The 13,764-nt window shown below is 49.3% G+C and carries 6 protein-coding genes and 2 tRNA genes; 4 read left to right on the top strand and 4 right to left on the bottom strand.

Annotation, left to right across the window (positions count from 1 at the left end):
* Positions 1 to 3: 3 nt before the first annotated feature.
* The 3 genes from EZMO1_RS13940 to lon form a co-directional block, all read right to left on the bottom strand.
* Positions 4 to 4,302 carry a tetratricopeptide repeat protein gene (locus tag EZMO1_RS13940; protein ID WP_034872791.1) on the bottom strand — a complete coding sequence of 1,433 codons (4,299 nt, stop codon included), beginning with the start codon at positions 4,300 to 4,302 and terminating at the stop codon, positions 4 to 6.
* The gene (locus tag EZMO1_RS13935; RefSeq protein ID WP_034872793.1) at positions 4,238 to 7,507 is read right to left on the bottom strand and encodes a hypothetical protein; all 3,270 of its coding nucleotides are present in this window, start codon (positions 7,505 to 7,507) and stop codon (positions 4,238 to 4,240) included. Before EZMO1_RS13935 ends, EZMO1_RS13940 begins: the two co-directional genes overlap by 65 nt.
* A 368-nt stretch (positions 7,508 to 7,875) precedes the next feature.
* Positions 7,876 to 10,320, bottom strand: coding sequence for an endopeptidase La (gene lon / locus EZMO1_RS13930; protein ID WP_051789271.1), 2,445 nt, complete (start codon positions 10,318 to 10,320; stop codon positions 7,876 to 7,878).
* 146 nt (positions 10,321 to 10,466) lie between these two features.
* Here lon and EZMO1_RS13925 point away from each other — a divergent pair, with 146 nt between their 5' ends.
* Positions 10,467 to 11,051: a DUF924 family protein gene (locus EZMO1_RS13925; RefSeq protein ID WP_034872794.1), complete on the top strand. Its 585-nt coding sequence runs from the start codon at positions 10,467 to 10,469 to the stop codon at positions 11,049 to 11,051.
* A gap of 139 nt (positions 11,052 to 11,190) precedes the next feature.
* On the opposite strand, the gene EZMO1_RS13920 is transcribed toward EZMO1_RS13925, so the two are convergent.
* Positions 11,191 to 11,598, bottom strand: coding sequence for a hypothetical protein (locus EZMO1_RS13920; protein ID WP_034872795.1), 408 nt, complete (start codon positions 11,596 to 11,598; stop codon positions 11,191 to 11,193).
* Positions 11,599 to 11,840: 242 nt separating this feature from the next.
* On the opposite strand from EZMO1_RS13920, the gene EZMO1_RS13915 reads away from it, so the two are divergent.
* From EZMO1_RS13915 to EZMO1_RS13905, 3 genes are all read left to right on the top strand, one after another.
* Positions 11,841 to 11,930: transfer RNA gene (locus tag EZMO1_RS13915), tRNA-Ser, on the top strand.
* Positions 11,931 to 11,955: 25 nt separating this feature from the next.
* Positions 11,956 to 12,032 (top strand) — tRNA-Arg (locus tag EZMO1_RS13910).
* 117 nt (positions 12,033 to 12,149) lie between these two features.
* Positions 12,150 to 13,550, top strand: a complete 1,401-nt coding sequence (locus EZMO1_RS13905) for an IS1380 family transposase (protein ID WP_034873155.1) — start codon at positions 12,150 to 12,152, stop codon at positions 13,548 to 13,550.
* The last annotated feature ends 214 nt before the right edge of the window (positions 13,551 to 13,764 follow it).

Here is a 13,764-nt window from a genome sequence, read left to right as displayed (position 1 = left end):
GTTTCAGGCGGCGGAAGCCGCAGCCGCTTTCAGTTGGTCATAAAACCTTTGCTTTTTGGGCTTAAATGCGGATTGCACCAGCCTGAGATGGAAATGCGCTTCGTGGTCACCCTGACTGTCAGCAACCAGCAATAACTGATAAGCCAGATCAAGATTCTGTACTGCACCGTGACTGCCGTACAGGCACTTAATGCCCAGTTCTTTGGCGAACGGCTGCAGGGCTTTGATGTTCAGCTTTCTGAGGTGCTGATAAGCCGCATCGAGTTGCTTCCGGGTTTCCTGAAATACCTTCGGGTCGACGGTGTGGAAGGTCAGGTCGCCAATGGAGCGTCTGTGTTCAATCAGTTTAACGGCCTGTTGCTGTATCAGGGGATCATTGGTCTGGCGCGCCAGTTCTACGAGACGCGACATACCCATGGTAAAGTCGTGATGATCCTTTTCTTCTTCCAGACAGATCATACCCAGCCTCAGCTTGGCTGCTCTGCCGATGATCGCATTGTGTGCGGCATCCAGATTCTGGCTGTTAAAGTGCTCAAGCTGTTCCAGCTCCCGGCTTATGGTTCGGTCGCCAGCCCGCCATGCCGTTAGCAGGTGCTCATAAGCGGCGTGTACATCATTGAAATTGAATCTCTGGCATTGTTCATTCAGTAACAGTTTCCCCAGACAACGATTGGCCAGAGGGTCTTCAGGGTTTCGCTCAAGGGCTTTTTCATAACAGGATTTCGCCAGATCCGGCCTATTGAGTGCTGTCTCCAGCTGCATAGCCAGCCCGGTCAGGTTGATGTGCGGGTTGTCATCTGCCTGCGCTATGACCTGTTTAATTCTGGCAAGATTAAGGGGCTGTCCTGCCAGTTGACTGATGTGAGCCGCTTCCATGCAAAGTTCCGGGTGTGACAGCAGCTTATCGGCACACTCCAGAAGTTTTGGAGCCAGAGACTGTTTAATGTCCGGTTGTTTCTGAAACATTTGTTCAATGGCCTGAATCGGGAACTGTCTGGCGATCAGGTGAATGAATCCCTGATAGGCCGGGTCATTATGATGTTGTTCAATGAACTCCATTAGCCGGTTAACCGCGGCAGGGTTGCCAGCATCGACTTCTTTCAATGCGGATTCAAAGGCTTCAATATCGGCTTCGGCGACCACCAGTGCTCCCGTGTTTTGCCTGAGCAGGGAAGACAGGGAAATCGTTTTGTCTTCGGTCCGGAAGCAATCAACGGGCAGAGGCAGCGCAACATCGATGCCAATGGGCGCTGGTAGTTTCAGTACAGGTACACGTTGAACCGTAACGTCTGTTTTGGAACTGGATTCAGATCCTGCGGAGAGCGAATGTTCCGTTGCGGTTGCCTGAGAGCCGTCAGTTAAAGAATCAAACTTTCGTTCTTCAACAGCCAGTGAAAAGCGCAGCAATTGTTTGGTGTAGCGGCGTACGACTTTGTTAAGCGCCCAGCTGATAAAGCGGTTAAAGCGCGATTCCGATGTTGGTACCAGCTTCAGATCGATTTTATCCAGCTGCTTTAAGTCTACCGCGCCTCCTATGATCTTCAGTTGGGCATCACAAACAAGATGTTGATGTCGGGCAATGCGTTTAATGAGCCATTTGACAATCGGGTTTTTCATGGGCGCTGGCAGTTCAATGGCGCTGGTACTGTTTTCCTGAACGGGTGGATAGATCAGGTCGGTCACAGCCTTGAGGCTGACATCGGCTTCTGTGATATGGAGTGAGCCGAAGTTCTCCCCATCCAGTGCCACTGTTATCTGACCAATGTTAATGGGACCGGCCTTTAAACGGTCAAAATTCAGTTCGCCCCTGGAAATAACCGGTGTCATGGTTTTTACAGCGGTTTGCGGGTCTTCCCGAACAAATAACCGGGGGGATGCTTTTTCCACCGAGATGGCTGTGCTGAGTTCCAGTGGAATATTGTGGCCGTCGATCAGTAGTTCCAGGTTGTCCTCGCTGTTCAGAGCCAGATTCGGCTTGATGGTGGCCACCTGTTTATTGCTGAGAACTTCGACATTGCCTTTCAGTTGTACATGCCCCTCGGGCAGGTGCACGCCATTGCCGTTTCGGGAAAGCAAAAAGGGCTGTGTCACATCAGCCCTGAGTGCTGGCACAGTGCTTTTAACGGTGAGCTGGTCACCCCGTTTGATACAACTCGCGCTGAACGGCTCAACAGCTTCAAGTTCCAGCTGTCCTTTGATAAAAGTACTGTCACCCAAAGCGCTTTCTACCATTTTACCGGTGGGGGCACTGATGTTGACTTTCACGTGCCCTGCGGCAATATCGGCGTTCAGTTCAGCGGGTTTAAGGTTCAGGTCATTAGTCGTTGTCAGGGGAGTGCCATCACTCAGGGTGACATGACTGTTGATGTCTGAAGCGATGAGAGTTGCTGCCATATCACCCTGATTCATCACAGTCAGCTTGTCTATGCTGGCATCAATATGGTCATTGCCTGACAGGCGTACATTTTGAGTGCCAACGCCTTCTACGGCCCGTTTCATGGTCAGTGTTATGTCGCTGGCCGAGAAACCTGTTCTTCCCGTCAATGACATCAGGTCACCGGCTTTTATGGTCTTTGTTTGAGCCGGGCGTTCGGTGTCGGGATTCAAGCCGGGAAACTCGGGACTGTCCGGTTCGGTTTTAGAATAAGGTGGAGGCGGACCATCGGCGTAAGGCGGAGGCTGATTCAAGGGCAGGGCAATGTTCTGCCACTGACCAAAAGGACTGGATGGGGTCAGTACTTGCTGAAGTTCGTTGATTGCAGCCAGCGCGTTGCTCATTCCGACTTCTGCCTTACTGCATTGAACGCATAACTGTCCGGGAGTGGTGCCTTTTTTCGATGTTGCCTGTGCAGTAGGGATTTCAGGACGATAATCGACTTCAATGCCAGAAAATGTGCCGCCTGCTTTCAGGTTACCGCGGGTGCTGACGGAAACATTATCCACTTTGGCTGACAGCCGGAAGTTGAGTTTTTTAAATAAAGCATCAATCCCGGGTTCGGGGGATGCCTGAATGTTTTTGATAATGGAGGCAGCGGTTCCCGTGGTGAATTCTGGTAATTCAATACTAATATCCTGTGCACTCAGGGACACAAAATCCGGTACCTGAGTGACATTTCCGATCTCTGTCAACAAGCCATAGCCTGCGGAGAGCGGGTTAGAAGCGGTGATGTAATTAAACAACATCTGTCCAACGCTGCCTGACAGTCCTGCTTTTAAGCCTTTTGCGGAGATCCTGGCATTAATGACCTCGCCATCCGGCATGTCAACAGCGGTGGTGGCTTCCAGCTGGGCGATTTTGAAAACAGGACACATCTTGCCGCCGGGGCCTTTGACAAAATCGATACCGGCGATACTGAGTCTGGCATTATTGAGCTGAACCTGTCCGTCAGGTGTATTAAGCACCAGATGATCTACAGGAATGTCCATGCGCACATCTTTGGTTTTTTCCTGTTTGGAGTGAGTGGCGGCATAAAAGCTTCTGACAGAAGCCAGAAATCTGGACAGAGAATCAATCAGCTTTTTGCCGTTGCCAGCGAGAGTGTCATAGGACTGAACGGCTGCGTTAAACTGGCCAAAACAGAGGGCGGTCTGTTCGCGTAGTGTTGGCAATGACTTATTTTTTTCTGCCAGCTCCTGCCTTTTTTCCTGAAGTTTTCTGGTTCTGGATGAGGTAAAAAGTTTCGACTCTTTTAATTTAGCTTCAAGTTTTTTAATTTTTTTGTTAAGTGTTTCAATACGATCCTCTGTTGCTACACAAAGTTCGCGCGCTTTTTCATAATTCTTTTTGGCGGCCTTTTTACGTTTTTTGCTTTCTTCAATGTCTTTGCTGTCGCCTAGCAGATCCGTAGAGGCGATGGCTTTTTTGGCAATATTACGGATCAGTTTTGATAAAACGGTTTTTTTAGATTGATAGGCGACAGGCTCCAGTTTGGCCTCCGGGGCACTCTCAACATGATTAGAATTGTCTGCATCAGACTCTGGCTCAGCCTGAGCCTCATGGTTTTTTGTCGTTGGTGTAATTTGTGGTGATAACAGTGCACTGTCTGGCGTTTCGACAGCAACCCTCAGTCGGTTGATTTCCTGCTCCCGCTTATCAATACGACGTTGTTCAAGGTCTGGCATTCCGTCCAGAAACTCTGCCTTAGCAGCTGCTTTTGAGAGAGGTGCTGAGACTTCTGCAGGCATGACTTCCTGCCCGCTAGGGAGCCGGCCTTTATCGGGTAGCGGTGTTTCGTCTTCAGCCCTTACGGCGGTTGTCAGTAGTTTGGACGTGGCGCCTTTGTTTTGCCCAAGCCTGTTCATACAGCATCCCTGCTTTCGGTGGTAATGTTGACGGGTCTTCTGTCGGTGTGCTGATTTCAGCCTCCGGACTAAAGACGTCTTCGGTCGGGTTCTTATCCCTGTTCATATTGATTCTGATTGTGGCTCCGGCCAGTGCCGGAGGGTTCTCACCAGCCTCAATCATTCTGTAAAACTGCTGTTTTAAATGGCCCGACAGTCGGGCTTTGTCATATTGCGCTTGAAGGTTGTTAAGCAGCTTATCGAAATGTCTTAGAATTTTTTGCTGACTGTATGAAATGTCATCTGACTTGATGGCGTCTGCCAACAATGGACGAATTTCATGTATTCGGTTGACGAAGTCATAAGGCTCAAGTGTCAGGTCGCGAGGTATCGAAAATAGTTGTTGAACGAACTGGTTGTAGGGGTGGTCATCTTTCGTGAAAAATGGCCAGCAAAATGCTGCCGCAACGTCTGGGTTGTCATGGGCGGTCTCCCAGAGTTCCTGAAGAGCCTCTTGCCCGGCTTTCATCATGTCTTCTGGCAGTTCCGGCTGTGAAAGCGTTTCCAGCAACAGTTTGGCTGCGTCTTCATACCTTGGCTGGCCAATCATCCCATCCGCGACTTCCCAGCGTATCCGGGCTCTGAGAGCCTGTGGATCATTGTTCTGGATGGCGGCTTCGAGAATGCGTTCAGCAGCGTACTCTTCATTCATTTCCAGATGCAATTTAGCCGCCGGAACGGGCAGGTTATACCGTTGCATCAGGTTGCTGGTTTGATCGACCAGTGTTGCAGCTTCAGCATCGTTATCTGACAGTTTGACCAGGGCGCTGGTGGGGTAATTCTTCAGAAGCCCGCGAATCTGTTTACCAACGACCTGCTCAATGGCAGTGACAGTCTGCGCCAGTGCTTTGGGAGAGTCATCAAATCGACCAATTCTGATATTCTGATGAACCAGTTCAGTGACAACGCTGGCAGGGCATCGGCCGTCTTTAACCAGACGCAGTAGATGGCAGAGGGCATCTGAGCCGGCAAAAGGGTCGGTTTTGTAAGCGAATGACAATGTATCAATGATCAGTTCAATGCTATCAGGTTCTTCGCGGTCAATATCCAGAGCTATTTGGGTTAACCAGCCCGGGTCAGCGGTTTTGGGCTCTTCGGCATAATGTTTTCTTTGCAACAGTGCCGCAAATATCGCGATCGATTTTGGCGGGTCTACCTCTGCCAGTTCATGGGCGATCTTATAGTATTCAGCTCGTTCAGCCGGATCTTCGCAGCTCTGTATTAATTTTCGATAACTGGGCGTGGTGATAGCAAGACTGGCTCTGAGTGCTTCGTTATGGTGTTGGCGACGCTTCAGCTCTTTGCGGTATCTCATCAGTGCGCTTGACTTTCTGGGTCGGGAGGAGTCTGTTACTTTTTCCCGACTGGCTTCGACACACATTTTCTCCAGTCGTTTCGGGCAGATCAGTAGTCTTGAGTTAATTAAAGACCAGCCCTTGAGTAAGTCGCCGCCAATCTGGTCAAACAGCTCGGTCATAACAAAACTGCCATCATCGTCTTTTTGCCCACTGGCGGGAATTAAACCTGGTAGTTGAACCTCCATCTGGGCGCCCACTTGAATGGCGGTTCCGGCTGATGTTTTGACAATTTTTGTGAACCTTGAACGCAAAAGCGGGCCGAGTATCAATTTAATGATCGGGTTACTGCTTTCAATATCGATATAACCTTTACCCTGTCTTTTGCTTTCGGGTAACTGTTCCAGTTGTTTCTTTGTGTGTTTAAGGTTTTTGAGGGCAATATCCCCGCCGCGTACTGGAGCATGAAGGGAAATTTTAGTCGTACCGCCCAGTAATACGCCTACCAGACGCATAAGAATGGAAGATGATTGCCTGAGGTGTTTTGGTTGAAGCGTGAGTTCACAGCCCAGAGAGCCATTATGATCATCGTCCATATCAGACAGTTCTATTTTGTTCAGGGCAACCACAGCCGGTCGTGCCTGATCACTGTCAAAATCAACGGCCATACCGCCCAGTGTGGTGACCGCTGATTGCTCTGCATCCTGATGGATCAGGTTAACTTTTCTGCGGAGGTCAAGGTCTTTGAATGTCGCCGTCCCTTTGCCAAACTCCGTCAGTACAGGATGTTTAGCGGTCGGGTCAATATAATTTCCGTCAACGTCATAAGCTGTATTGGTATTGCTGTATTCCACCTTTAGTTCTTTCACTGAAATCTGAACAGCGGTCTGGTCACGGGGCAGGTTTGGGCTGTTCTTGCCTTCTCTCATCCAGGTGTAAGCGGATGTCAGATTGAGAAATTTACCGATATCGGTACCAATGTGAACCTTGCCACGGTTGGTGGACAGCTTGAGGGAAACAGGTTCCTCCTGATACTCCACAGGAATGTCAACCTCGCAGCGTACCCGGTGGATGCTGATAGTCGTCTGACGTTGCTGATCTGCAATGTCTGTGCTTTCACTGGCGGGCGGTTTGAGGCAGACCGACAACGACAGATTGGATACAACCAGTGGCCCGTTCTGGGTCTGGATAGTCAGTTTGGGAATATTAACGTTCTGGTAGACTCCGACTTTTTTCGGATCAAGATCCTTAAATGTGGTCAGCAGCAAATCAGTGAATATTTTCTGCCACATCTCATCGTTCATATCAAATGAGACACCGGCCCATTTATCCAGTAACTGGTGTCTGACCAGATTGGCAAATTGCTTCTGAGCCTGAGGCAAAATAATTTTTTTGAACGGTTTGACAATGACCTGATTGGCTACCGGCTTTACGATTCGTTCAGCCAGCGGCTTAACCAGAAAATCTGCGACAGGGCGAACCAGATAATTCTTGATGCCTTCAACGATCCAGTGGGACTGTATGCCTTCCTTATGTGGCTTATCGATGTCCTGACGGGCTGGTTTTCCTGTTGCTGAGGCATGTTCAGAAGGCTTGCCTAAAATCCAGCCCATTGCCTGTTGCAATCGTCCGGGCTGAGGTGTCTGGACATCAACCTGCTTCTTCCGCAGAGGGGTAAAAGAACCATGGGTTCCATCATCTTTCTGGCTGGGGATTTGTTTGAATACCTGACTTAGATCAATGGTATCAACGTTTCTGTGCTTGTGTGCCCCCTCTGGTGATGGGGACTCTGGTGAGGGGTCGTCTTCAAGAGGCTGGTATTCCAGTGCATCATAGAGTATCGATGAGGTTGATTTGCTGCTTGGTTCCATGCTTGTCGGGCTGAAAACAGCCTTGTCCTGTTGTTATGTGTTGTGTGTGCACCTTCGTAAAGTCTAGCAACCTGTAACCTGATCAATCGTATAAATAAAAAGCAGGTTTTATATGCGTTTTTAGTCTCGGGGATTTTTGGACAGAACGAGTGGGAAGCGTTATAAATATACCTGCTCACTCATGTGTCCAAACGGGGGTTGCCCTCGTTCATTAGAGCGTAAGAAAAAAATCTGTGCCGCCTTATACTGGCGGCACAGTATGTTTTAGGATTTGTCTGAAAATAAGTTCCGTATTTCACTATCACTTACCTCAAGCCATTACTGGCTGATGATTGCAGCAAATCGGGAAGTTATTTTTAGACGATTCCCTAGCGTCTGGTTTTCTTCTTTACTGCCTTGCGAGCGCCTTTTCTGGCAAACATGATCTGATAAACATCATCGTAAACGCTGGCGAAATGGACTTTCATGCCTTTGCGGATGTAGTCCGGCAGCTCATCGTAATCACGACGGTTTTCCTCAGGCAGGATCAGTTCTGAAATGCCTTGCCTGCGTGCCGCAATCACTTTCTCCCGAATGCCTCCAACGGCCAGAACGCGTCCGGTCAGCGTCAGTTCGCCGGTCATGGCAATGGATTTGGGTTGTTTGCCCTGTGCCAGAGATATCAGGGCGGTTGCCATGGTTACGCCGGCACTGGGGCCATCCTTGGGTGTTGCGCCTTCCGGTACGTGCAGATGAATAAAGGCTTTCTCAAAGAAGTTTTCGTCGGCACCAAACTGGCTGGTCTGGCTGGAGACATAACTGTAAGCAATCTCTGCCGACTCTTTCATCACATCACCAAGCTTGCCGGTCAGTTTGAATCCTGCCCGATGACGATGAACCAGCCCGGCTTCTACGGGCAAGGTGGCACCGCCCATGGAGGTCCATGCCAGGCCCGTCACAACACCGACGCCTTCAATGGATTTTTCCTGACGGAAATAAGGCGCGCCCAGGTACTCTTCAAGACCTTTGATAGTGACGCTGAGGCTTTTCTGCTTGCCTTTCAGAAGCACCACAACGGCCTTGCGAATGATTTTCTGGAGTAGTTTCTCCAGATGGCGAACACCGGCTTCACGGGCATAGCCTTCAATCACGACTTTGAGTGTGGCGTCGGAGATCTTTAACTGAGCCTTTTTCAGACCTGCCTTTTTCAGCAGTTTTGGCCACAGATGGTGTTTGGCAATGGCCAGCTTTTCTTCAGTGATATAACCGGACAGGCGAATGGTATCCATCCGGTCCAGCAACGGACCGGGAATGGTATCGAGCTGATTGGCGGTGCTGACAAACAAGACCTTGGACAGGTCTATGCGCATATCCAGATAGTGGTCAAGAAATTCACTGTTTTGCTCGGGGTCGAGTACTTCCAGCAACGCCGAGGCAGGATCGCCACGATAGGAAGCGCCTATCTTGTCGATTTCATCCAGCATAATGACCGGATTGGCAACATCGACTTCTTTCAAAGCCTGAACCAGCTTGCCGGGCAAGGCACCAACATAGGTACGACGATGGCCTTTAATTTCGGCTTCATCCTGCATGCCGCCCAGACTGAAGCGATAAAACTTGCGCCCGAGGGATTTGGCGACTGACCGCCCAATAGAGGTTTTACCAACGCCTGGAGGGCCAACCAGTAGCATGATGGAACCGGAAATCTCTTTTTTGAAAGCACCCACTGCCAGAAATTCAATGATCCGGTCTTTCACATCGCCCAGACCGTCGTGATCTTCATCCAGCACTTTGCGGGCAAAGTCCAGATCAAGGTTGTCTTCCGAGTAGCGTCCCCATGGAACAGACGTCGCCCAGTCCAGATAATTACGACAGATGGCGTATTCCGGTGAACCCACTTCCAGAATGGACAGTTTTTTCAGTTCTTCGTCAATTTTTTTACGGGCAGTTTCGGGGACTTCAAGGGTTTCCAGACGCGACTCGAAGGTTTCAATTTCAGCAGTTCGGTCATCCTTGGAAATGCCCAGCTCTTTTTGAATGATTTTCAGCTGTTCGCGCAGGAAAAATTCGCGCTGATGTTTGCTGATCTTGCGATTCACTTCGGCATTGATTTCGCCCTGCAGTCGTGCGACTTCCTGCTCTTTACGAATCAGTACCAGCACTTTTTCCATACGGCGCTGAACCTTCAGGGTTTCCAGCACTTCCTGCAACTCCTGTCCGGGTGCGGTAGTGATGGCAGCTGCAAAGTCGGCCAGTGGAGAAGGATCCTTGGGGCTGAATCGGTTCAGATAGTTTTTCAGTTCTTCGCTGTAGAGAGGATTCAGAGGAATCAGCTCTTTAATGGCCTGAATCAGAGCAAGTGCATAGGCTTTAATTTCATCGCTGTCGTCCTGAACATTATCCGGATACTCCACCTGAACCAGATAAGGCGGGCGTTTGCGCAACCATTGCTTAATACGGAAACGTTGCATGCCCAGGGCGATAAACTGAATCTGATCGCCTTCGCCGACGACATTGTGAATTTTCACCGTGCAGCCCATCTCGGGAAATTCTTCCGGATCGATCTTGCTGCCATCCCCCGGCATGCCTGCGACATAACTCAGACCCACTACTTTATGGGGGCTCTGGCTAACCCGCTGCAGGGTTTCTTCCCAGTCTTCCGAACTGAACACCAGCGGTTGTACCTGTGCCGGGAAAAACGGCCGGTTGGATACAGGGATAAGATACAGTTTATCGGGAAGGGCGTGCTCGGGAAGAACCAGTGTGGTGCCTGTTTCTACATCCTGCTCATCAGCAGAAATAACTTCTGGATCGATGGGTTCCTGGTCTGTCATGATGTTCGATAGCCGGTTTGATAAGTTGAAACGGATAATGACTATTTGGAGTCATCCTGAGTAATTTCAATAGTGATTGTGTTTAAGTATGGTTTACTGAATCGTGCTTGCCATGGATAAGTGATGCCCTTACAGGAGACACATTAATGAGCAGTCAGCAGGTTCTGGATTTCTGGTTTGCAGGTGAAACACTGGGAAAGGCGCAAATCAAACGCTGGTGGCATAAAGACCCGGCGGCCGATGCGGAGATAACCTCAAGATTTTCCGAACTGGTCACAGACGTACACCAACAGCTTGGCGATAAATGGTCGGAACAGGCTGAAGGCCGGTTAGCTGCCATTATCTGTCTGGATCAGTTTCCCCGCAATATGTACCGTGGAGACCCCCGGTCTTTTTATTATGATCAGAAAGCTCTTGAACTCTGTCAGCAGGGTATCAACGAAGGCGCTTATTCTGATTTGCCACCCCTGTGGCAGACTTTCTTTTTTATGCCCCTGATGCACAGCGAAAAACTGTCGGATCAAAATGACTGTGTTGAATGGTTTGCACGTCTGGTGGAACAGACTGACGGGGCACTAAAGGAATACCTGTCCGGATCACTGGATTTTGCCAGAAAGCATCAGGGCATTGTGCAGCGATTCGGGCGCTACCCACATCGCAATGAGATTCTCGGCAGGGAAAGCACTCCGGAAGAGCTGACATTTCTTAGTCAGCCCGGTTCTTCATTCTAAAAAGAGGGTTTATCCGGTAAGGGTTTAATACCAATTCCACTTTCTAAACATGAATTGCGCAGCCATTCTGAATCACGGTAGCTGCGTTGGAACTCCTCGCAATAGCTGGCTATTACTCGTCGTTCCGCCTTTATGCCCTTTAGGGTATTGTACCGCGACCCAGAATGACTTGCTCATAGTCACATTTAGAAAGCGGAATTGGTATAATGGGGTAGCGGCTGGTCATTTTGGGACTGATGCTTTTCAGTTCAATCGTCTCGGCCCGCTCTGAACGAAACCTGAGAGCTTCTTCCAGAGAGTTAAAACTGAATTCGCTATAGCGGCTGGCGCGGCTGAAGTCCCGATACTCAATATAAAGAATGAAATAGCAGGTTATCGAGTTGCTGTTCGTTTTGACTCTGGCCTGTGATAACCAGGTGTGCAGTGGGCAGTGATAACGGCTGTGCCAGATCTGAAGATCGTATTGATCCAGAGTCTCAGGAGCATACTCTGGCATTCTGTGAACAGTGTCAGAGTGGGCAACGGGAGTACTGGTTAAGACATTCATTGAACTGCGGGCAGCAACCTTTGGGCAAATGAAAGCGCATTAAATCAGTGTTGTTTCCGTTGCACAAGACGGGCTTTCCATAGACCAATGATTTGTTAAAAGATATTTTTAATAGCAATATCAACTGGTTGCCTCTAAAACGCGTGTCTAGTTATTTTCCGCATTTTAACGAAATGTGGTTGTGAACTGATCGTCGTTTCTATACATTACGCCTCGTTCGCTGCTGAGGCGAACAGCAAAACGGTGAGGTGTCCGAGTGGCTGAAGGAGCACGCCTGGAAAGCGTGTATACGTTAACGCGTATCGAGGGTTCGAATCCCTCCCTCACCGCCAGATTGCTTAAATGAAAAAAATTCGCGCGCTCGTAGCTCAGCTGGATAGAGTACCTGGCTACGAACCAGGCGGTCGGAGGTTCGAATCCTCCCGAGCGCGCCATATTGGAAAGCCCTGCTAACCCGAATATTTCATAAAAGGAGGCAAGTTCCGCCCAATCACTTGATATAATTGGGTCGAACAAAAGAAAGCTTCGGAAGAAGCAAACCGGAACTTGCCATGCCCAAATCTACACAAGAACAGCTTCGTTTTCATCCCTCAAATGGAAAAACCATCCGGGCAGACTTCAATGGTGGGGAGTTATCTTCTGACTTTGGCACTCTGCTGCTACGGGAAACCATTCTGCAGAGCGGTCTTATCTGCAAAATGACTGATGCCATCAATGACAGACGCCATCAATCCTATATCGACCACTCCCTGAAAGAACTTCTGGTTCAGCGGGTTCTGCAAATGGCCTGCGGCTATGAAGATGCCAACGACAGTAACCGTTTGCGTAAAGACCCTATGTTCAAACTGGCCACTGGTCGCAATCCGTTGGACAGCGATAACCATCTCGCATCAGCGCCCACTTTTACCCGGCTGGGACAATCTATGACCCGCTCCGACATTTACAGGATGGCTGAAGCATTTGTGCATCACTTTATCAGCAGTTACAAGCTGCCACCTCCGGTGATCGTTATCGATCTTGATCATACACCGGCCATTACTCATGGTGGCCAGCAGATGAACCTGTTTAATGCCAAATATCAGGACTACTGCTACTTGCCCCTGATGATTTTTGAGGGACTCAGCGGCAAGCTGATTACGGCGATTCTTCGTCCGGGGAAAACCCCAACGGGCAAGGAAAATGCAGCCATTCTCGAACGGGTCATTCGGCTGCTTCGGAAAAAGTGGCCGAAAACCCATCTACTGGTTCGGGGAGACAGCCACTTCGCTCAACCGGAGTTAATGTGGGTGGTTCAGAATGCCCCTCATTCGGATTATGTCCTGGGCAAAGGTGCAGGCCACAAAACGGCTTTGCGGCCAAAAGCCAAAGAGTTGTTGGATGAAGCGCGTCAAGCTCTGAAGGTCAAGACTGAGCTGGCAAGACTGAACAACATGCCAGAACCTGATCGGCTCAGACTTTACGGGGAAGCAGAATACCAGGCCAAGAGCTGGAAAGGTCTCGATACCCGGATAATTTACAAGGCGGAGGTCAACCAAAAAGGCGACAACCCTCGTTTCATTGTGACGTCGATGAAGGAAGCTTCTCCAGAGGTAATTTATGAAGAGCTTTACTGTCCAAGAGGACAGGATGAGAACTTCATCAAACATCTGAAAAGTGATCTGTCCGGCGACAGATTGTCCGATCAGGGCTTTTTGGCTAACCATTTGAGAATGTTTTATGCCTGTGCCGCTTATGTTTTGCACTATGAGTTAAGAACCAAGACTTTGAAAGGTACGGAGCTGGAAAAAGCGCAGCCATCAACGGTGATCATGAAGCTCTGTAAAGTTGCAGTCAAAGTGGTTGAATATAAAGACCGAATTAAACTTCATCTGCCGCGTAGCTGCCCATTCAAGAGGCTTTTGCAGCATGTGACAGAAGTCTTTTACCAGATGCCGATACTTCGACCGGGGTAGCAACTTTCATAAGACTCAATCAAGGTACATAGCAACCAGATGAAAGAGCCTTGGGGCTTTCCGTTATCCTGAAATAGCAGGATTCGTTGATTAGCGTCTAATCTGTAAGCAAGTATGGGCTGCAATGTCTTTCACATGGTTAACAGAGCAACAGGCTTGCGGAAAAGTCCAAAATTAAGAGGATGGGATGGTAGTTGCTGCTTGTTTATGAAAT

Origin of the sequence: Endozoicomonas montiporae CL-33 (assembly GCF_001583435.1) — a bacterium.
Classification (GTDB): Bacteria; Pseudomonadota; Gammaproteobacteria; order Pseudomonadales; family Endozoicomonadaceae; genus Endozoicomonas_A; species Endozoicomonas_A montiporae.
Note: the sequence above shows the minus strand (reverse complement) of the source record. Positions and strands in the feature narration are given on the sequence as shown.

Coding starts and splice junctions, on each gene's coding strand:
- EZMO1_RS13940 (WP_034872791.1), bottom strand. CDS start 4,302: ATGAACAGGCTTGGGCAAAACAAAGGCGCCACGTCCAAACTACTGACA.
- EZMO1_RS13935 (WP_034872793.1), bottom strand. CDS start 7,507: ATGGAACCAAGCAGCAAATCAACCTCATCGATACTCTATGATGCACTG.
- lon (WP_051789271.1), bottom strand. CDS start 10,320: ATGACAGACCAGGAACCCATCGATCCAGAAGTTATTTCTGCTGATGAG.
- EZMO1_RS13925 (WP_034872794.1), top strand. CDS start 10,467: ATGAGCAGTCAGCAGGTTCTGGATTTCTGGTTTGCAGGTGAAACACTG.
- EZMO1_RS13920 (WP_034872795.1), bottom strand. CDS start 11,598: ATGAATGTCTTAACCAGTACTCCCGTTGCCCACTCTGACACTGTTCAC.
- EZMO1_RS13905 (WP_034873155.1), top strand. CDS start 12,150: ATGCCCAAATCTACACAAGAACAGCTTCGTTTTCATCCCTCAAATGGA.